Genomic DNA, 21,117 nt, shown 5'->3' on the forward strand with positions numbered 1-21,117 from the left:
CGAAGGGATACGCATAGTGAGGTCCGTGACGCTGGCGGTCGCCATCCTGAGCGCTCTGGCGCTCGCCCCGGCCACCGAAGCACAAGCCGCCGCGCTCGACTGGCGCCCCTGCGAGGGCTCCGCCTTGGGTGGCCTCGAATGCGCCACATTTACCGTGCCGATGGACTACCAAACACCCTCCGGCGCCCAGCTGTCGATCGCGCTGAGCAGGCACCAGGCCGCGGACCCGAAACGGCGTCGCGGCGTGCTGTTCACCAATCCCGGCGGCCCCGGCGGGGGTGGCCTGCAGCTGCCACTCGACTACGCGCACCAGCCGATCGGCCAGGTCTACGACATCATCGGCATGGACCCTCGCGGCGTCGGCCGGTCGACCCGGCTGGCATGCCTGATCAGTTCATGGCAGCCGGACCTGCCCAGCAGGCCGGCCGACGCGGACCTTCCGATTTTCACCGCATACGCACGGGACTCCGAGGAGCAGTGCCGGCGAGGCGGCGGCAAGCTCCGGCAGTTCATCACCACGATGAACACAGCGCGCGACCTGGACCGGGCCCGCGCGGCACTGGGCGAGCGAAGGATCAACTACCTCGGCGTCTCCTACGGCACGTGGCTCGGCGCCGTCTACGGCGAAATGTTCCCGCAGCGGCTTGACCGCAGCGTGCTCGATTCCGCCCTCGATCCGGTCAAGACCTGGCACGAACAGGACGACGACATCCTCGCCACCCTCGAGGCGAATTTCACCCGCTGGGCGACCTGGGCCGCCAACCGCGACGAAACGTTCAAACTCGGCACGACACCGCAGGAAGTCCGCGCCTCCGTCGACAAGGTCGCCGAGGCCGTCAAGGCAAAGCCGATCGCAGGTTTCCGCGACATCACGCTGTTCGACGAGAACGTCGGCATATCCACTCGCTACCGTCCACTGTGGAAGGAGTTCGGCGAGACGATGCGCCAGGCGCTCGGCGAGCTCGCCGGCGCTCAGCCGGCGGCCGGCTCGCGCGGCCGCACCGATCGCGTGGTCTCGGCGCTGCGCGATGACATCAAGGCGACCCGCAACGGCGTATTCCAGACGGTGACCTGCGAGTGGAGCTGGCCATCCAACGTGGAGGGCTACTACGCGGACATGCGCAAGGCACGCGACCACTTCCCCTACGGGAACACCGTGTCATACATGGCCCCGACGAACTGCACCTTCCGCAGCTTCACTCCCGAACCGCTACCCAAGATCGGCCCTGCACGCTACCCGGCGGGTCTCGTGCTGCAGAGCGACGGCGACACGAACACGCCCTACGTGAATGGCGAGGTCATGGCCGAAACCCTGGGTAGCTCGCTGGTCAGCGTCGCAGGCGAGGGCGCACACGGCCAGTACGCCAACGTGCCGGACCCGTTCACCGGATTCCCGGCGGCCAATCCGTGCGTCGACGATGCCGTCAACACCTACCTGCTCGACGGCGTATTGCCTGGCAGCAGGCTCACCTGCCAGTCCACGAATCCGCCACCGAATGTGCCGTTCGATGGAACTGGGCCTGGCGCTTAATACCAACCTTGAATAAAGTCATGACCGACGGATAGGGGCGACAACTAGCCGTCACCTTGTTCGTCGCGGGCGATTCGACCGTGTCGCCCGCGGCGAACATTCCAGCCTGGGTTCCTCAACGGACCCGAAGGCCAAGCGCGCCGGCCAGCACGACTGCCTGCGCAGCGTCGATGATCGCGCCGTCGAGTTCAGCTTGGAGCGGGTCGAGCGCCGTCAGGTCACTCCCCCGGAGATCCGCGCGGGAGAACTTCGTACCGTGCAGCTGAGCCCCGGACAGGTCCGCGTCGGTGAAGACGGTCTCGACGCAGTTCGCGCCGGCCAGGTCGACCTCACGCATGCGGACACCCTGGAAGGTGCTCCCCCGCAGGTCCGCACCTGGCAGATTCACGAAGGACCAATCCCCGCCGGTGACCCGCAACGGCCGCAGCGAGCATTCCGCGAACCCGCTGCCCACCAGCTTGCAGCCGACGAACTCCGTGTCGAACAGGTTGCACCGCTCGAACGTGCACCCGGTGAACGCGGAGTCGGTGTGCTTGGACGCGTTGAACCGCACGTTGCCGAAGGTGCAGTCGGTGAACACCACGCCGCGCGTCGACGCTTCGGTCAAGTCGACTTCCAGGAACCGGCATCGCGTGAAAGCCCGCGCCGTCAACTCCTCGGCGTACCAGTCCACACGGTGGAAGGTCTCGTCCTCCGTCACCCGGCCAGGCTAATGGAGCTAACCCCTCTGGGCGGGATATGGACCGATCGCTTGCTGAGCCCTTGGTGCGATGACGTCTAATATCGGTCTTGCGTCTGCGGGGAAGGAGACGGGCATGCTGCTATGGGGCACTCTGACCATCGCCGTCCTGGTGCCCGCCGCGGTCTGCCTGCGTCGCGCGACCCGAACCTTGGACACGCTGCTCACCGAGGAGCTCGCTCAGCGCCCGAACGGCCACCAGGACCGCCGGCTTCCCTTGTCGTCGTCCAGCGGCTCTTGCTCGTCCGACTGCGGCTGTGCTGGCGCCTGAAGCGCCCCCATGTGCACCCGGACGAGGTCTGCCCGGAACTCCATCGCGGTCTGATAGCGGTTCTCCGGATTGGGTGCCAGCGCCTTGAGCACAACGGCATCCAAAGCACGAGTCACCGGCCGCATGCTCGACGGCGGGCTGATCGTGCTCGTCTGTGAAGGCCGCTCGCCAGTCAACAACTCGTACAGCAGGCACCCTGCGGAATAGATATCGCCTCGGCCATCGAGCTTGTGTCGATTCGCCTGCTCAGGCGCACGGTATTCGGACGCACCGATGACCTTGTCGATCTCCTCCGGGGCTCCGCCGATCTCCCTCGACATGCTGAATCCGACCAGTTTGACCGCGCGGAGCGTCGTCAACATGACGTGCGATGGCTTGACATCGCCGTGCACGAAGCCTCTGGCGTGCACGGCGTCCAGCGCGCTGCACAGGTCGGCGATGATCTCGATGGATCGCTGCACCCCCGGCGGCTTGCCGCCTTTGAGCACCTCGGTGAGTGTCGCGCCATCGATCAGCTCCAGCACGGTGTACGGCCGCTGGAAGTCGTCGATGGCCATCTCGCCGATGTCGTAAGTCGCGACGATAGCCGGGTGGTTGAGCATCGAACCGATCCGCGCGCCACGCAAAAACCGTTCCACCGCTCGGGGATCACGCGCCCGCTCAGGGTTAGGCGCCTTCAGTGCCACCTCGCGGTTCAGCACCTTGTCGAACGCCTGATAGACAAAGCTCATCGTACCGGCGCCGAGAATGGAACCCAGCTCATAGCGACCGGATTCGGACGCGACGAGTCTGCCCTGCCATTTCTTCAAGCGCGCCCGGATCCAGGTCGGATCGACCTTCTCCATGACTTCGGCGTCGGCCAGCAGTGCGGAGTAGAGGTCGATGGCCGACTTCACATCACCGTCTCGGCCCATCCATTCCGCGAAGTCACCACGGATGAACAAGCCTTCCTCGTCCTCAGGCACCAGGTCCAGCATCGACCGCAAATGCGCCTGCCACAGCAAAAGCGCGTCCTTTTGGTCAGGCAGCCCCTGCAGCCACATCTTGAACAGCTCGTGGAGCGACCGCGCCCACGAAATCGGGTCGGCGACCTGGTCAAGGGTCATTTCCCGAACCGGCGAATTCACCTCGAGGCCGTAGCCGTCGGTGAGCAGGCCGAACGCGAGCAACTCCGCTGCCGCGGTACGGATGCGCTGCTCGTCGCCGAACATGGCGGACAACGCCACCTCAACGAATTGGCTCGGACGTGGCGGTTTCGACACCGAACTGAGCATGCGCTGCAGCGGCACACCCTCGCCCCGATAGACCGACGCCGAAACCAGCAGCGCCGCCGCCTCCCCGGAAAGCTGCTGAGTGGTCAACCGGAACACCGCGCTCAGCACACGGGCGTAACTCACCCGTTCCGGCAGCACCGGGAGCAGTTCCGCGGAGTAAGCCGCGATCGTCGTACCGAGATACCTGATATAGCTGCCGGCCAGCCGGACGATGAGTGGCCACCCACCGGTCGCGGTCACGAATTCTCGCGCGGCCACGAGATCATCGTCCCCACTGACCACGATCAGAAGCCCGACGCCGCTCGTCGTGGTCAGCGGTCCAAGCTTCACGACCGGCCAACGGCGTCCGGAGAAACCGTCTTCAGCGATCACGACAATATGCCCGTTGTGCCGTTTCGGCAGGAAGTGCAGGTCGGGAACACCTTCGGTGATCATCAACCAGGAATCTTCACCTGGTGTGACATTCGCGTCGACAGCGCTTTCAAAGTTCGCGCGCGTCGTCCAGCCGACGAAGTCGTAGTCGCCGCGGTGCCGCTCGGCGAACGCGCGAGCCATGGTCGTCTTACCAACCCCTGGGGGTCCGGTGATCACCTGGACAGATGCTTCTTCGAAGCCACGCCAGAGCAGTTCCAGGTCCAGCTCACGACCCACCACCTCGATCGGAGCCGGGGGTGCCTCGACCGACGCCTCGACAACGCTGACCGGCTCAGCCTCGGCAACTCCGAGCACCTCGAGGATGTCCCGCAGAGCCTCAGGCAGGTCCTGCCCTGCCAGCAGTTCATGAAGCCGCCATGCATCGCTTGTGGTGAGCCGGTCAAGCAGCCCTTCCCGGAACCGGTCGAGCCCGCTGATGACGACCTCGGCCACGTCACTGTCGGCAGCCTCCGGCATCAGCTCGCGCCGCACGAGCTGCAACAACGGCAAGCTCACCTCCCGAAACGGCGAAGCGAGCACCGCAAGCCGCAGAGCGAGCGGCGACGCGGTATGCCGGAAGGTGCTGAGCAGCTCGTCCGAGGTCAGAAAAGCCGACTCGTCGCCCGCCAACGGACTCGGTGGGACAAGCACGGCGTCGCAGCCATCGCGGTCGCCGCACATGAGCGTCTCGGCCCATCGTCGCAGCGACGCCGGAGTCAGCGCCACGGTGGGGATCGGCGTCCACTGCTCGCCCGCCAGCTCCACCAACGCCGGAACCCGATGCGGCAACACCGAGCTCCCCGGTGCCTTAGCCGTGACCCGCACCGATGGAAGATCCAGCCCCGTGCGTCGCCACAGTCCACGGGGCAACGGGTTGATCAATACGGTCGGCGTGCTCTCAGCCCAATGCCGTACTCGTTGCCAGGCGCTGTCCCCTCGCCACGCTTCTCCGGCACAGTCCGAAAACACCAGGACGAGTTCTCGCCCGCCACGATCGATGCGCACATCTTGGCTGAGCTCGCGTGTTCGCACTGACCGAAACGCGTCGATCGAACGCAAGACACGGGTAAATTCCGCTGTGATGGCGCGCCAGACGTCCATCGACGGCGAATCGTCGACGACGAGCGTGACGTCGAACCATCGCTCCGCTCGGCGTTGGAACCGCGGAGTCAGCGACGCCGTTTGCCCGTACTCCCGGACAGTGGCATTGAGATCAAGCTCCCGGCGCCCACCAGGCCAGGGACGCTGGAACGCCTGCAGGGCTTTGGCGATGCCTGCGGCGTCGAAGACAGGTTCAGGCACGGGTGAGCTCTCGCAGCACGTAATCGAGCACCGCTCGCCTGTCCTCCCCCTGCGGCGCGTGCTCGCCCGTGAGCAGATGGGCGGCTGCCAGCAGCTGGTCAACCGCCAGTAGCTCACCTGCCTGAACTCGAGTCGCGAACTCGTCGATCAGCTCCGCGAGCGGACCCGCGTCATCGACGTTCAGGCCGAAGTGCGCCTCGAGCACACGGCGCACCGCGGATGGGTCAGTGAACGAAGGCATGGTGAAGCGCACACAGCGGCGCAGGAACTGCGGTGAGAAGTCCCGCTCACCGTTACTGGTGAGCACGATGAATGGAAATTCAGTACAGACAACCCGGCCGCGGGTGATGGTGTGCCGCGCTTCGCCGTCCGACTCGCGGATCTCGACCGCCTCCCGCTCGAAGCGGGCCAGTTCGGGAATCTCGAATTCGCCGTCTTCCAGGACCTCCGCCAGATCGCCGGTCAGGTCGAGGTCACCTTTGTCGATGTCGTCGATGAGGAGCGCGCGCGGATGGCCTGACGGCAGCAAAGCGGTACCGAGAGGGCCGAGCCGCAGATAGGCGGCTATGTCGTCAGTCGTGCCGCCGAGCTGGTGCGCATGGATACGCCCAAGCGCGTCGTAACGGTAGAGCGCATCGCTCACCGTGCTCTGCGAGGTGACCTGCCACCGCAGTACCCGCCCCAGCTTCAGTTCCGTCGCGACTGACTCGATAGCGGTCGACTTGCCGGTACCCGGTGCGCCGGTGATCAGCAGCGGGCGGCGCAGAGCGAGCGCGGCGTTGACCGCCTCGGCGAGGCCCGCCGGCGGTTGGAACGCCACGGCCGAACGAGGGAACGTCCGCCACGGCGGAGCCGAAGGCAGCGGCAGCCCGCGCTCGACACCGTCACCCCGGTATGCAGGGGTCCACGTCATGGCGATACTCCTCTAGCTCCGCGTTCCACGCTGGTACCTCTGGCAGAAGTCCAGCCATTCTTCGTCGTCCCAAACGGCCCGCAGTCCATCCGGGACGCTGTCCCACGCCTCGTCGAGTGCCCGCCGGAGGCGGCGGTCCGCTGCCACGGACTCCGGCCACAGCACCACGGGTATGTGGGTCAGTAACGTCCACAGTAGACGCGGATCGGGATCCGGGCGCTTCAGCGCGATCGCCCGTTCATAGTCGCCGGAAGCCAGCTTGCGCACCAGTCCCGCAAGATCACGAGTGTCCTGCTCATCCAGCCAATCGACGGGTGCGCCACCAGCGAAAAAGTTGATGTTGTCCAGACACCGCCGAGCCGTGACGAGCATCCATTTGTGTCCACGCGGTGGACTAAGCCGGTCCGACCAGCGCAGAGTCGCGTTATCCGGCCTCCAGCGCACGAGGAGCTCCGCCGGTGCAGCGACGTCGACACGCTTGAGCGGGGCTCTGAGTTCACTAGCGCGCTTACTTGCCTTCGCGATCGCATCGGACAGCACGAGTTCAACACCAGCCTTGGTGGGCTCACACGGAAGCCTGTCGTGCGTCTCGAGCACACCGTCACGCAAGAGCCAGGTTTCGAGCTCTTCAGGCCAGAGCCCCGTCGTAGACGCGTGCAGGCTCACGATCAACCACAGTCTGCGCGGTTCCCTTCGTTCAAACTCGGTCTTTTCGGCTTCTTTGAACGCTTTGACCGCACTGACGGCCTGCGCCCACTCAAGCAACTGTGGATCGTCGAGCCGGTTGTCGAAGGCCGCGAGCTTGACGACGAACCTAGCCAGCTGTGCGCGGCAAGATCCTTCGACCGCCGGATGCGCGAAAGCGACGCGCTCGACGACGTCGGCCACGTCCTCTCCGTCGGCTACCTCTACTGGCGCCGCCCGGCGCAAGCGGCTCGTCGAGAGTGCTCCGGTCAGCACCCGATGCAACAAGGCGCTGGTCCGAGCCGCGACCAGCAGAGTGTCCAGGACGTGCGTGGCACGGAGTACGGCCGGCGTCCGAGGTTCCCTGCCGAGCCGCTGCCAGAGTTCGTAGAGCCGCTCAGGGGTGTAGTCGACTCCGTCGAATCGGTCCTTGAGTGCTACCGCGAGCTCGGCTCGCCCTGGACGGCCTGCGACACTCGGCGCGCGCCCAAGCTGGTAGCCGAGGCTGTAACCGCGGTTGCGAGCGAGCCAGAACGCCTCCGAGTCGTCCTGGTGGGCGATGTCGACAACGTCAGCCCCCTCGACCGCGCGGACCTCGGTGACCATGGCTGGGATGTCGAGGTGCCGGCGAGCTTCCAGAATGCCGTTCTCCAGCAATCGCGAGAGCCCAAAAGTCAGCCGGAAGGCATTCTGGTAGTCCGACGACGTCATCATCAGCCCGAGCCGAGGCTGCCTAGACGGACTGAGAACGTCCGGCGACCAGGTATCGACGATGGCCAGCACACCTCGAACGCCGTGCCTGCTTGCCGCCCGGTTCAGCAACTTGGGCACATCGACCCCGGCCAGCTCCCCGAGGAGTGCGACCACGAGGGTTGCCTTCTCCCTCGCGGCGTGAGTAACCGCGACGGCCACCATGTCACGGACGTGCTCGGCTGTGAACTCACCTTCGAGCAGGGCACGTCCATTGGGTAAGCCCGGTGCGCACGCCCCGATTTCGTCGTGGGCGATCACGTCGTGCAGCGCCCGCGCCGCCCGATCGAGCTGGTCCAGCCTTGGCATAGCCGGACGCTGCGCGGCGACGACGAGGAGATGTCGCCGAGCCGTCATCCCGCCACCACTCTCCTCGCACATACCACTGGGTCGGGTGACAGGTTACGGAACCCGGGTGCCACCTCGCGGACAAGCCGCCCCGTTCACCCATTTGCCGAGGTGAGCGGCCAAGGTACAACGACGCAAAAATCACTGTTTGTGAGGACGCCGATCACAGAGTGTCAAACTCGAGCTGCTGCCCGAGGTTGGACAGTCGAAACATACCGGTCAGGCCGCATGTTGCCCGGCACAACCTGGCGGCGGCTCCTCCGTGTAGCGCGGCTCGTGTAGCGGTTCGAGCGTGGTCGAGTAGCGATCGCCGGTCGGGGTGGTGACCGTCAATGTCGCGTTACCGCCAAGCTCGTAGCGCCAGCCTGGCTCGTCTTTCAGCTTGTGATCGTCCTGGCACAGCGAAGCAAGGTTGTTCTCATTCGTCTCCCCTTGCTTGGCCACCCAATCCTCGGTGTGGTCCAGCTGGCATACCTGTGCCGGCCGAGTACAACCAGGAGCCCGGCACTCCTGGTCCCGCACTCGCACGAACTCGTTCAAAGCCGCGTGCGGCCGATAGCGGGTCCGCCCGAGATCGGTGGGCTGACCAGTCACAGGGTCGGTGATCAGGCGTCTCAGCACCGATTTCGACCCGGCTGCGATATCGCGTGCCGTTGCTGCCGGGATCGGGCCGTGTCCGGCGAGGAATCCTGGGTCCTTACGTACACCGGCCAAAGTCAGATAGTCGATGTACACGAAGACTTCGGCCCGCTCCTGGATCCCCTCCGTCCCGGATAGGCAAAGGTCCATCATTACATCCGCCCGGAGCTGCTCCAGCGTGCGTGACTTGTCAGCGAGGGACAGCTTGCGTGCGATCCGGTCGATCCTCGTGTACGCGGCCGCACATTTCTCGGCTGGGCCTTCCACAGACAATCTCGCCGAGCCGGCGTCTCGATGAGTCAGGGTCACCCTGCGTGCGGCGCGCTTCTGTGCCGCGCGGCGTTCGTAGCCGTCGGGATCGACCTGAGCGGCAAGCTTGTTCGCGCAGCGCCGCACTCCACGGGGATCTTTACCCACCAGCCTTTCCACCAAGATCGTATCCACGGCACCGGCCTTGTCGTCGGATAGCCATGACAAAGCCTCCGACACCTGCGCCGCCTTGCCGTAGTCCAGCCTTCCGGCTTCCATCAGCCCCAGCACACCTGGCAACCGCCTGGTGACGTCACAAGCGACCGCGATTAGTTTCGCGGCAGCGACCTTCGTCATCGACAACGCGAAGGCCACCTCGCCGATCACACTCCGAATCGAACCAGCCGATGAATCGGCCAGAATGGCGACGCCGCGGAGCTTCAACGCCTCGAGACGCGCTCTCTCCGCCTCAGCCGACAGCACCGTCGAAAGCAGTTCGGCTCGGGTCATCTTCTTCAGTAGCAATGGATCCGTACTTGCCGCCTGCCCATCCGGAGCAGGTCTCTGACTCGGAATCCCGTCGACAGAACTCATCGGGACCTCCCTTCCTCAACCCTCCTTCCACGCTAAACCAGACCCCCGACAAGACCAGCGAACTTTTTCACCACCCGAACCGCGCACGAACCATCAACCCCAGCCGGAAAGCATTGGCGCACAACGATATCTCGACGATCAGCAGCACCGAAAAATTGGTCGGCAGACGATGCGAACGGTCCAAATGCGCGACTATGTGGCCAACGGATTATTGATGAGCAACTCGACGTTGCGGTCCGCGACAGTGCCAGCTCCCTTGAACTCACGCCTGGTGTCATCGCGGTTCTGCCAGTAGTTGGCTGACAGCTCACGGGAAAGCCCCGCGAGCGAGACGGGTGAAGACCCGCCATCCCAAGCCGGAGGGCCGACATGGTCAACGATCGTGGTGACGATCGATAGTGTGCCGTTCCGGTTGTCCAGAATCTCGATACGACGCGCCTGCTGCGGCCAATCGATATGCGAGGCTGTGGTGACCTCCCAGAACGTTTCGTGCGCCGTCACCATGTTCTCGTGCGTGTGACCGTTCACCCACAAGATTACATTTGAATGCTTGGAAAGGAGGTCCGCGACCTCTTCCGCCAAAATCCGGCGCTCGGGTCCGGTATCGTTGATCAGTGTCCGCAGAGGATGATGGCTGAACAGCACGAACAATGTGCCGGGTTCGGCGCGTAGCTGCGCTTCAAGCCACTCGAATTGCGTGACATCGAAGGAACCTTGCCAGTAGCCGTGCGGGTTGACGGTGTCGAGCACCAATCCGCGCAGCGGACCCATGTCGAAGGCGTAGTACGCCGTCCCGGAGTCAACATGATCCTGTCGAAAGCCGTGACCGTGGCAGGCCACGTGCGCGCCGACCCATTCGGCGCGCGTGACGTGCCGCCGCGACGGATCGGCTGCGACCTCGACCGAGGGAGCGTCGACGAGCCGGGCAACGACCGGGCGGTCAGCCTTGTCGAACCCGTCAACCAGCTCGACCTCGTTGCCTTCGGGCATGCCGACGAGCTTGCGTGGTCCGACGGTCACCTCCGCCAGTTCGGGCCATGGCGGAACGCAACCTTGGAGCATGTTGTCGTGGTTGCCGTGCACAGCGAACCAAGGAACGTCCAGTCCCGAAGCCTCGAACGAAGCGGCTGCCGCCCGCAAGGTACCCGGTGCGACGGGAAAGCCGTAGACCGTCCGCGGGAGGTCGTCGGGGAACCCGGCAGGCGGTCCGTCAGGGTGCCAGTAGCGAACATCGTAGGTCTCACTGGCGCTGGAGTGGACACCTTCCCAACGCGAAGGGTCACCCGAATCCGGACACACCTCACCACCGTCGAGCAACGTCAAGTAGGCGTCCAGCTCGTTGGCCTGGCAGGCGTCCGTCGCGTCACCGGTAGAGATCGCGAACTCGACATCGAGTTCGTTGACCGCCTGAACCATCGCTTCGACCACATGTGGAGTGAAGATCTCCTGCGGACGGTAAGTACCGACGAGCGGGATCATCTCCCGATAAGGCGAGTCTGGGTCCGCGTAGCGTTCCAGGAATTCGACCCTCGTCGGCGATTGCGGGTCCATCACATGCAGGTCCGACAGGTGCGCGAACGCGACCAGCCGCTCGGGATCACGAGACGCGTCGGCCACGGCCAGATCCTCGCGGACCAGCGGGTTCTCACCAGGTGCGGTCTCGACTCGTTGGTAGCCCAACGGATCCGGGGTACCGCGGACGAGACGACGACGGGACGTGTCCATCTACGACTCGGTGGCCAGGAGCACGGGGCGAGTCCCGAATCCGACAGTCGCGGAGGTGCCTGGCACCAAGTCGGAAGCCGACACGCTGGGCAGATCCGCGAGCAGCGCCGTTCCGTCCGGCAAGGTGGCCGTGACCCGGGTGACCGCGCCGCGGAAGCTGTGGTCAGTGATCTTCACCGGTCCGTCCGCCGCGGGGTCGAGACTCACGGATTCGGGTCGCACCAGCACCTTCACCTGTTGCCCTTCCGTACGCGCGCCACGGTTCGCCAGCGGAAGCCGGTGCCCGGCGACTTCCACGTCTTCGCCGGTGATCACCCCTGGCAGGTGGTTCATGGTACCGACGAATTCGGCAACGAACGCGGTCGCGGGCCGCGCGTAGAGCTCGGCAGGTGTATCGCATTGTTCGAGCCGCCCGGCACGCATGACCCCGACACGGTCGGCGATCGACAGGGCCTCTTCCTGGTCATGGGTGACGAAGAGCGTCGTGATCCCGACGCGCAGCTGCAGCCTGCGGATCTCGTCACGAAGCTGGTTGCGCACCTGGGCGTCGAGTGCGGACAGCGGCTCGTCCAAGAGCAGCACCCGCGGCTCGATCGCCAACGCGCGAGCGAGCGCCACCCGCTGCTGCTGCCCACCGGAAAGCTGATGCGGGTAGCGCGGGCCGTGCGAGTCGAGGCCGACCAACTCGAGCAGGTCCTGCGCACGCTTGTGTCGCGAGGTGGCCGATTTACCACGCAACCGGAGGCCGAACGCGACGTTGTCGCGGACCGTCAGGTTCGGGAAGAGACTGTAAGCCTGGAAGACCATGCCCATGTCGCGCTTGTTCGCCGGTACGCCCACCACGTCGGAACCGTCGACGAGTACCTCGCCGGAGTCGGCTTGTTCCAGGCCGGCGAGCACGCGCAGGGCAGTCGTCTTCCCGCAACCGGACGGGCCGAGCAATGCCACGAGCTCGCCGGGCGTGATCGAGAGGTCCAGCCCTGCGAGGGCTTTGACCTCGCCGAACTCGCGGCGCAGGGCCCGGAACTCGACCGAGGCGCCGGTGCGGGTGTCCAACAGAGTCATCAGGATTTTCCTTGGGTAGCGCCTAGGGTGGCCTTTCGACGGCCAGTCACGACAGAGAGCACGAACAGCAGCAGGAAGGCTACGAAGAGCGCCAGCAGCGAGACTGCGACGGAAACGCCGGCCTCGGATTGGCCGGTGCTGACCGTCCATACCGGGAATGTGTTCATCAGGAGAATGCTGGCCAGCGTGTACTCCCCGAGCACCAGCGCCAAGTTCAAGAACGCGGCGCCGAACACGGCCGAGCGGATGTTCGGGATGATCACGCGTACCAGCACGGTCGTCCAGCTCGCGCCCAGGCTGCGCGCGGCCTCGACGAGCGTCGGCAACGCGATCGCCTGCAGGCCCGCGTCGAGCGTGCGGTATGTGAACGGCAAAGCGAGCACGACGTACTCGAACACCAGGATCACCGGGGTTCCATTGATCACCTCGGGCGCGTCGCGGAAGACGACCAGCACGCCGTTGACCAGCACAATCGGCGGGATCACCAAAGGCAGCAGGCTGACGCCCTCGACCAGGCGGCGCAGTTTCGGGTGCTTGAGATGCACCCAGCTGACCGTCGGCACCATGAGGATCAACGTCAGCGCGACCGTGCCGAACGCGACCCAGAGCGAGGTGCCGAGCGTCTCGAACAACCCGGGCTCGTTGAGCAGCTTGCCCCAGGTGTTGAAGCTGTGCGTTTCGTTGACATCTCGGAGGCTGAACTCGACAGAGGCTGCGAGCGGGACCAAGAAGTACAAACCGAACAGGCTCAAAATCAGCCAGCGGAAGGCTTTGCTCATCCCAGCCACCTCGAAGCCCGCCGCTGCATCCAGTTGTAGATCGCCATCACCAATGCGACGACCACGATCATGCCGAGTCCCAGTGCCTTACCCAGATTCTGCTGGTCCGCGACCACGTTGCCGGAAACGAGCGAGCCGATCTGGATCGGCACCAGCGGCACCACACCACTCGTCAACGCGTACGCGGTCGCGTAGGCCGAAAAGGCGTTCGCGAACAGAAGGAGCATCGACGCCAAGAAGGGAGGGAGGAGGATCGGGCCAGCGATGTGGCGCCAGTACTGCCACTTCGTCGCGCCGAGGTTCGCCGCGGCCTCACGCCATTGCTCGCGCATACCTTCGAGTGCAGGGGTGAACACGATCACCATCAAGGGGATCTGGAAGTAGACGTAGACGATCGCGATACCGATGAAGTCGAACAAATTGAAGCCACTGGCATAGATGTCGAAGCCCAAGCCCTTCAAAGCCTTCGTCACAATGCCGATGCTGCCGAGTGTCGCGATGAAGGCGAACGCCAGCGGCACGCCCCCGAAGTTCGCGAGCACGCCCGCCGCGCTCGATACGACCTTGCGCAGCAAGCCGTCCTCTTTTGAGGCCAGTACCGCCTGCGCGAGTACGGCACCGAGAACCGCGCCGAGCACGGCGGTGAGCGCGGACAGCTCGATGCTGGTGACGAAAGACCGACCGAACTGGTCCTTGAACGCGGCCACGATGTTGTCCGTGGTGAAGACGCCGTCATTGTCTTGGAACGCGCCCAGCACGACCATGACGACCGGAGCGCCCAAGAAGACTCCGGTATAGACGAGGAAGGGCATCAGCCCGAGATGCGCGGTGACCCAAGCCGTCACGCGCCGGACGACCCCGGCGCGGACAGCGGTGGGCGCGGCCGGAGCCACGCCCACCTCTGCAGTAGTTGTTTCAGCGGTCATGAATCAGCCGAGCGCCTTCGCCCACTCGTCCGCGATGACCTTCTTGGCGGCGTCGATCTGGTCGTTGGTCGGGAACTTGACCTCGCCCTTGACCTCCGGCAGCGCCGCGACAGCGGCCGAGTCCGCCGTGCCAGCCGCGGTCAGCTTCGGCAGCCGCACCGGCCGTGAAAGACCCTTGAGGAACAGGTTCTGGCCCTCGTCCGAGTACAGGAACTCCTGCCACAGCCGGGCAGCGGCGGGGTGCGGGGCCGTCTTGCTGATCGCCTGGCAGTAAAAGTTCGAGTAGACGCCGTCGGTGGGGACGGCGACCTTCCAGTCGATCTTGCCCTGAAGCTTCTTGGCGTAACCGGCCTGAAGGTAGTCCCAGTCGATCGTGATCGGAGTCTGTCCACTCTCGACGGTCGCGGCGCTGGCCTGAACCGGGATGAAGTTGCCGGACTTCTTGAGGTCGGCGAAGAACTGGATCCCCGGCTTGATGTCGGTGAACGATCCACCGTTCGCCAGCGCGGCGGCGTACACCCCCGCGAAAGCGGCTCCGGCCTTCGTCGGGTCACCGTTCAACGCGACCTTGCCCTGGTATTCGGGCTTCTTCAGGTCCGCGAATGACTTCGGCGGGTTCGGCACCTTCGCGGCGTCGTAGCCGATGGAGATGAAGCCGCCGTAGTCGTTGACCCAGTTGCCTTCCGGGTCCTTCTGCACGTCCGGCACGTCAGCGAACGTCGCGACTTTGTATGGCGCGAGCAGGCCGTCCTTGGCCGCGGACAACGCGAACGCGCCGCCGAGGTCCAGCACGTCGGGCGCACGGCCCTGGCCCTTGAGCTGCTTGACGGCGCTGATCTCGTCCTGGCTGCTTCCCTCGGGGTTCGCCTCGGTGACCTTCAGCCCATACTTCTTCTTGAACGCCTCGAGGATCTCACCGTAGTTCGCCCAGTCGTGTGGAAGGGCGATGACGTTGAGCTCGCCTTCCTTCTTCGCGGCCTCGATGAGCTTGTCCAGCCCGCCCAGATCCGCGGCCGACTTGGCGGTCGCGGCGCCACTCGTGTCCTTGGCCCCCGCGTCGGAGCCCCCACCGCACGCGGAAAGGGTCAAGGCCACCGTCGCGATACCCGCGACGATACCGGCGAGTCGTCTGTTCACTTGCGTTGTCCTCCGATGGGGGCTTACGTCTACTGGCCGAGCGAACAGTTCACGAGACGAAAGTCGGGAAATTGAACGGGAGGTGACCAGCGAGCAGCGGGAGAATGCACGACAAGGGCGTGCGATCACAGCGCGATGAGGCGGGTGCGGCCGGTGATCGAATACGCATTCCTGGTGGCACCGGTCACAGCAATACGAAGCACCCAACCAGGTATCGGCCGTGCTCGTCAATCAGCACCAGACGTTCGGCCCAATCCGGACGGAGCGTGGAGAAAGCCGCGGAACACATACAGCCAGAAAGGAACATCTTCATCAATCGAAATCAATGCCGTTGACCCAACGGACGATTTCCTGGCGTGAAGAAACGCCCAATTTGTGACGAAGAGCATGAAGCCGGGTCGAGACAGCACGGGACGAAACACCCAACCGGTCGGCGATCTGAGGGTTGGTCAAACCGGCCGCGACCAGGGTCGCCAGGTGATATTCAAGGCCGTCGAGCCCCTGCGGCGGGGCCTCACCTGGATCCGGCCTGCCATCCTCGAGCGCGAATGCGATCGCCTGCGCCCGCGTCAGCGATGCGGCGTCGGATTCGGCATCGCTGACGATCATGGCGACCCGCCGCTTCCAGTACGGGTCTCCGAACAACCCGATCTCCTCACGGATGGCACCCGCGATCGAGGCGAGCCGAGACGCCCGCGCACGCTTGCCTCGACCGGCCGCGACGAGCGCCAGGCCTTCGATGGCGGAGGGCACGTTGTGCGGATAGGCCGACCCCGCGCGCAACACCTCGCGGAAGGCGGCCTCTGCCTCGTCGAAGCGACGCAGCTCGACGAGGATTCCGCCCAAGACATTGAGCGCTTCCCCCAGCCGGCTGGGCGAGTCGCCGGTCCGGCATAACGCCACCCCTTCGGCGGCAAGTGCCGCCGCGCGGTTGTCGTCGCCGAGCAGGTGGACCGACCAAGCCAGGTGCACTAGGCAATGTGCGGTGGCGGCGGGCTGGTTGAGCGGCCGCACCAGCTGGAGGCAGACGTCTCGGCGTGCGGCCGCGAGATCGAGCTTTCCGGACATCTGCTCGATGCATGCCAGCGTGGTCAGACAGGTCGTGATCAGCGGCGTGTCGGCCAGCATGGAAGCGATCTCGAGCGCGTCGAGTGCCAGGCGCATCGCGGCGGCGTGTTCGAGCAGGAAGCCGGTGTACCAGGCGAGCCGGTCCAGCGCCGCGCAATGGGCCGGAGTACGGCGGCCACCGTCGTCGAGCACCTCCGACAACAGCTTTCTCGCGTCCGCGAGGAAACCCATCCGCGCGGTGCACACGGCGAACGCGGTCGACAGGAGAAGCCTGCGATCGCCGCTCGTCCAGGTGATCACGATCCGCAGGGCGTCGCGATGCGCGAGCACCTTCTGGTGCACCTCGTTCGGCACGGCGAGCGGTGCCAGCACGAACGGCGAGGCTAGGTCGACGAACGATCGGATGAGTGCTTCCTTGGCCGACGGCAGCTCACTCGCGGCCTCGAGCCTGCTCGCCGCGTAAAGCCTGATCGATTCCAGCAGCCGGAAACGTCCAGGCGCCGACCCCACGCTCACCAGTGACTTCGCGTGCAGGTTTTCGAGGATCTTTCCGAGGTCGCCGCTTCCTCCGTAGACAGCGCGCGCGACTTCAAGGTCGAACTCCCCCACGAACACCGAAAGCGCGCGCAGCACCCGGCGTTCCTCAGGCACGAGAAGCCAATAACTCCAGTCGATCGCCTCACGCAGCGAGCGTTGTCGCGCGGGTTTCGTGCGTCCACCCATGGTCAGCAGGTCGAACCGCTCGTCGAGGCGAGCGCAGATCTCGGTCACCGGCAACACCGGGATCCACCGGGCGGCGAGTTCGATGGCCAGTGGTGAGCCGTCGAGCCGCGCGCACAGCACGGCGACCGCGGCGGCGTCCGCGGCGGTGAGGCGGAATTCCGGCACCCGCTCACGGGCGCGGTCGATGAACAGCCGCACGGCGTCGGTCCGCCGCGACGACGCTGGATCGCGCACGTCCAGGCCGTCGACCCGCAGGGTGACTTCTTCGCGCAGGCGCAGCGCTTCCCTGCTGGTCGCGAGCACGACCACGTCGGGGCATCGCCGCAGCAGATCCTCGACGAGTTCGGCGCACGCGTCGAGCAAGTGCTCGCAGTTGTCCAGCACGATGAGTGCGCGCATGTGCCGCAAGGTGGCGACGATCGTCTCCGCCAACGGTTCGTCGGTGCGTTCCGTAACGCCCAGCGCCGCCGCGAACGTCTGCGGGAGAAACCGCGCGTCGGCCGTGGACTCGAGTTCGACGAGCAGCACCCGGTCGACCAGATCTCGTTGGACGCGGCTCGCGACGGCCAGTGCCAGCCGCGTCTTGCCCGCACCGGCACCACCCGAAAGCGTGACAAGGCGATGGTGCCGGACCAGCGCGGCGAGTTTGCCGAGTTCTCGTTCCCTGCCAACGAAACTGTCCCGCTGGGCGGGAAGATTGCTGAGCACCTTGGTGTTCGCCTGCGCCGGGACCGCGGCCTTCGACGGCATCCCGGCCATCCGGCGGCGGTACGCGCGCTGACGACAGGCGTTGGAACAGTAGGTCCGCCCGCTTTCTGGCTCACCGGACAACTGCGTCAGGCACTCGGCGCACCGGTGGGTCAGTCGCATACTCGGGTCCACCCGCAGTAATCGATTACTCCCAATACGCCGTTACAGCTGGACCGTAACTCCGTTACGCGCATCTGTACGAGAGTAGCGGCGAGCGCCCAAAATTGGCTTGCCCTTCCCTTTCTCCGATGACGGAAGACACCGGGAGCCGTCATGACCGTCCTCGTGACGACGCAGGCCGAGCACTGGAGGTCGGCCACGAGCGCCATCAGCGTCGGGATCGCAGATCACCAAGTGCTCATCCGCGCGGGGTTGCGCGGAGTGCTGCAGACCGACGAGCGCATCGTCGTCGTCGGCGAAGCCGGCGACCGCGGCGGTCTCATCGACCTGCTCGGCCGCCATCGCCCCGAAGTGCTGCTGGTCGACGCCGACCTGCCGGGCACGGACGGCGCGAGCACGGCCAGACTGGTGCGAAGACACTCGCCGGCCACCAAGGTGATCATGCTGGCCTCGCCGGGTTCGGGTGATCTGCTGTTTCCGGCGCTGCGCGCGGGCGCTGCCGGTTTCCTCTTCAAGAACAGCGACTCGGCCGAACTGGTGACCGGAGTGCGTGCCGTGGCCGCGGGTCAGGCGACGCTTTCGCCTGCCGCCGCGCGGCATCTCGTCGACCGGTTCGTCGGCGTGCCCACGGAACGCGCCGATCAGGCTCGGCGGCGCGTCGGGCTGCTCACTGAGCGGGAACGGGACGTGCTGACGCATCTGGCGAACGGGACCGCCAACGCCGGGATCGCGCGGGCGCTGCATCTGAGCGAGGGCTCGGTCAAGGCCTACGTCAGCAGGCTGCTCACCAAGCTGGGCTGCGACAACCGGGTCCAAGCCGCACTGATCGCCAGGGATGCCGCGACAGAAGGGTTCTGACCGAGTACTCCCTACGACTGAACCGGGTTCTCTCGGATCTGCGGCCAGGGTTGAATTACCCAACAATGAGCGCGCCGAGGGGAACGACTGGGGAGTGCGTGGCGTGCGGCGGTGAAATCGTGGGCGGCGCCGTGCGCCGCTACTGCTCGAACGCGTGCCGCCAGCGTGCCTATCGCCGTCGCGCTGCCAGTGGCGTGCTTGTGACCACCCCACTGCCACAAGCGCCGCGTACCAGGGGAAACCTGCCCGAGCCCACGGACCGCTTCGTCGGCCGCAAGCGCGAGATGGCCGTGTTGTCGCGCATGGTGCGCCGGCATCGGCTGGTCACGATCGTCGGGCCGGGCGGGGCGGGTAAGACGAGGCTCGCGGTGGAATCGGCGTCACGGGCGACGTCGATGGCGTGGTTCGTCGAACTGCAGGACGTGCACGACGAGCAGGTGCTCGTCCAGGCGGTGGCGTCGACGCTGGCGGTGACCGAGCAACCTGACGAACCCTTGATCGAATCCGTGATCAGTGCTCTCGCCGGGCGGAATTCGATCATCGTGCTCGACAACTGTGAGCATCTGCTCGACGGGTGCGCCGAGCTGGCCGAGGTCTTGCTCAGCCGATGCCCCGGCTGCTCCATGCTGGTGACCAGCCGGGAAGAGCTGCAGATCACCGGCGAGGCGTTGTTCCGCATCGGCTCGCTTTCGGTGCCTGAGCTGACCGAACCGCTGCCGCTGCCGACCGCCGCCGGATACGACGCCGTGCGGTTGTTCGTCGAGCGTGCCAAGGAGCACGTGCCGGAATTCGACCTCACCGAGGACAACGCCAGCGCGGTCGCGACGCTCTGCGTACGGCTCGACGGGTTGCCGCTGGCCGTCGAGATGGCCGCGCGCTGGGTGCCGATGCTGACCGTCACCGAGATCGGCGCTCGGCTGCAGAACCACTCCGCGCTGCTGACGCTCGCCGGCAAGATCGCGCCGTCGCAGCATCGGACGCTGCGCGAAACCATCGACTGGAGTCACCAGCTGCTCGCCGAAGACGAGCGGCGCGCGCTGCGCAGGCTCTCGGTGTTCGGCGGCGGGTTCGACCTCGCCGCCGCGGCCGCGGTCTGTGACGGGCTGACGGAGACGGCCGTGCTCGACCTGGTGACCCGCCTGCGCGCGAAGTCGTGGGTCGAATCGGGGCCGGAGCCGTTGCGGTTCCGGCAGCTGAGCTGCATCCGGGTGTACGGCGCGGAGCAGCTGGCCGCGGCGGGCGAGCGCGACAGCACGCGGGAACGGCTGATCAGCTGGCTCACAAAGCTTTGCGAACCGCTTCTGCACAGCCCGATGGCGATGACCGACGAGCAGAACGACCGGATCGACCGGCAGCGGGACGCACTGCGTGCGGCGCTCGGCTGGACGCGGGCCGACGACGACCGGCATCACCTCCTCGCGGCCGGGCTCGCGTCGGCGACCGCACGCCGCGGCTACCTGGTCGACGGCCGCGCGGTACTCAGCAGGGCGCTGGACCGTCAGGGGCGTCCCGACTACCGGCTGGTGGTGCTGGACTGGGCCGCGTTCCTCGCGGCCAGCCAGGACGATCACGCCGAGGCGTCACGACTGGCCGAGCAGGCCATGAAGCTGGCGCTGGAACTGGGCGATCCGATGCTGCTGGCGAGTGTGCACAACACGCTCGGCCATATCCGGGTGACGGCAGGCGACGGCGAAGCGGCCATCCGGGACCTGACCGAGTGCGCGCGGATCCTGCGTGCGGCGGCCGAGCCGCGGGCACTCGCGATGGTCCTGCACAACCTCGCTTGGGCGTGGACGCAGCTCGGCGAGCACACCAAGGCGGCCGAGCTCCTCGACGAGGCGGTGCCGATTTATCGCACCGATGGCCCCAGCCACCTGCTGGCGTGCGTGCTGCACACCCAAGGCACGCTGGCGCTTTCGATGGGGCTGACGGCGCAGGCTCGCGCACGGTTCCTTGAATGCCTCGAGGTGTCCTCACAGCCATTGCCCGTGCTGGGCGCGCTGCAGGGAATGGCAGTGGTCGCGGCCAGGACCGGTTGCGCGGCACGAGTGCTCACGCTGAATGCGGCTGCGGAGGCCTTAATAAGCACGCTCGACTTAGCGACGCTGGCAAGGTCGGTCTACACGGCAGAACTCGCTGAAGCTGTCGAACGCTCCCGACGTGAGCTCCCACCCGACGAGGCCGCCGCCGCTGAATCGACCGGCAAGGCGCAGTCGCTCGACGAAACGGTCGCCTATGCGGTCCAAAAGGACCACTAG

14 protein-coding genes are annotated in these 21,117 nt (G+C 65.9%); 3 read left to right on the forward strand and 11 right to left on the reverse strand.

Annotation, left to right across the window (positions count from 1 at the left end; translation table 11 throughout):
• The first annotated feature begins 25 nt into the window (after nucleotides 1–25).
• Nucleotides 26–1,531 (forward strand): alpha/beta fold hydrolase, encoded by a 1,506-nt coding sequence (locus tag ACFV15_RS10335; RefSeq protein ID WP_378349907.1) that lies wholly within the window; start codon nucleotides 26–28, stop codon nucleotides 1,529–1,531.
• A gap of 115 nt (nucleotides 1,532–1,646) precedes the next feature.
• Here ACFV15_RS10335 and ACFV15_RS10340 read toward each other — a convergent pair whose 3' ends face one another.
• The 11 genes from ACFV15_RS10340 to ACFV15_RS10390 all read right to left on the reverse strand — a co-directional run bounded on the left by ACFV15_RS10340 (nucleotide 1,647) and on the right by ACFV15_RS10390 (nucleotide 18,001).
• On the reverse strand, nucleotides 1,647–2,231 hold the full coding sequence (locus ACFV15_RS10340; protein WP_378349908.1) for a pentapeptide repeat-containing protein: 585 nt from the start codon (nucleotides 2,229–2,231) through the stop codon (nucleotides 1,647–1,649).
• A 219-nt stretch (nucleotides 2,232–2,450) separates the two neighbouring features.
• Nucleotides 2,451–5,531, reverse strand: a complete 3,081-nt coding sequence (locus ACFV15_RS10345) for an SAV_2336 N-terminal domain-related protein (protein WP_378349909.1) — start codon at nucleotides 5,529–5,531, stop codon at nucleotides 2,451–2,453.
• The gene (locus ACFV15_RS10350) at nucleotides 5,524–6,351 is read right to left on the reverse strand and encodes an AAA family ATPase (RefSeq protein WP_378349910.1); all 828 of its coding nucleotides are present in this window, start codon (nucleotides 6,349–6,351) and stop codon (nucleotides 5,524–5,526) included. Before ACFV15_RS10350 ends, ACFV15_RS10345 begins: the two co-directional genes overlap by 8 nt.
• Before the next feature lie 105 nt (nucleotides 6,352–6,456).
• A complete protein-coding gene (locus tag ACFV15_RS10355) occupies nucleotides 6,457–8,187 on the reverse strand; it encodes a hypothetical protein (protein ID WP_378349911.1) in 1,731 nt (576 codons plus the stop codon).
• Nucleotides 8,188–8,445: 258 nt separating this feature from the next.
• On the reverse strand, nucleotides 8,446–9,708 hold the full coding sequence (locus tag ACFV15_RS10360; protein WP_378349912.1) for a DUF222 domain-containing protein: 1,263 nt from the start codon (nucleotides 9,706–9,708) through the stop codon (nucleotides 8,446–8,448).
• A gap of 192 nt (nucleotides 9,709–9,900) precedes the next feature.
• Nucleotides 9,901–11,433: a TIGR03767 family metallophosphoesterase gene (locus ACFV15_RS10365; RefSeq protein ID WP_378349913.1), complete on the reverse strand. Its 1,533-nt coding sequence runs from the start codon at nucleotides 11,431–11,433 to the stop codon at nucleotides 9,901–9,903.
• The gene (locus tag ACFV15_RS10370; protein WP_378349914.1) at nucleotides 11,434–12,498 is read right to left on the reverse strand and encodes an ABC transporter ATP-binding protein; all 1,065 of its coding nucleotides are present in this window, start codon (nucleotides 12,496–12,498) and stop codon (nucleotides 11,434–11,436) included.
• The gene (locus tag ACFV15_RS10375; protein ID WP_378349915.1) at nucleotides 12,498–13,277 is read right to left on the reverse strand and encodes an ABC transporter permease; all 780 of its coding nucleotides are present in this window, start codon (nucleotides 13,275–13,277) and stop codon (nucleotides 12,498–12,500) included. The genes ACFV15_RS10370 and ACFV15_RS10375 overlap by 1 nt, the downstream gene beginning before the upstream one ends.
• A complete protein-coding gene (locus ACFV15_RS10380; protein ID WP_378349916.1) occupies nucleotides 13,274–14,170 on the reverse strand; it encodes an ABC transporter permease in 897 nt (298 codons plus the stop codon). Before ACFV15_RS10380 ends, ACFV15_RS10375 begins: the two co-directional genes overlap by 4 nt.
• A gap of 36 nt (nucleotides 14,171–14,206) precedes the next feature.
• Nucleotides 14,207–15,340: an ABC transporter substrate-binding protein gene (locus ACFV15_RS10385; protein WP_378349917.1), complete on the reverse strand. Its 1,134-nt coding sequence runs from the start codon at nucleotides 15,338–15,340 to the stop codon at nucleotides 14,207–14,209.
• A gap of 312 nt (nucleotides 15,341–15,652) precedes the next feature.
• Nucleotides 15,653–18,001, reverse strand: coding sequence for an ATP-binding protein (locus ACFV15_RS10390; RefSeq protein ID WP_378349918.1), 2,349 nt, complete (start codon nucleotides 17,999–18,001; stop codon nucleotides 15,653–15,655).
• A 153-nt stretch (nucleotides 18,002–18,154) separates the two neighbouring features.
• Here ACFV15_RS10390 and ACFV15_RS10395 point away from each other — a divergent pair, with 153 nt between their 5' ends.
• Both ACFV15_RS10395 and ACFV15_RS10400 read left to right on the forward strand, forming a co-directional pair.
• A complete protein-coding gene (locus tag ACFV15_RS10395; protein ID WP_378349919.1) occupies nucleotides 18,155–18,859 on the forward strand; it encodes a response regulator in 705 nt (234 codons plus the stop codon).
• A gap of 119 nt (nucleotides 18,860–18,978) precedes the next feature.
• Nucleotides 18,979–21,117 (forward strand): ATP-binding protein, encoded by a 2,139-nt coding sequence (locus ACFV15_RS10400; RefSeq protein WP_378349920.1) that lies wholly within the window; start codon nucleotides 18,979–18,981, stop codon nucleotides 21,115–21,117.

Origin of the sequence: Amycolatopsis sp. NPDC059657 (genome assembly GCF_042734395.1) — a bacterium.
Lineage (GTDB): Bacteria > Actinomycetota > Actinomycetes > Mycobacteriales > Pseudonocardiaceae > Amycolatopsis.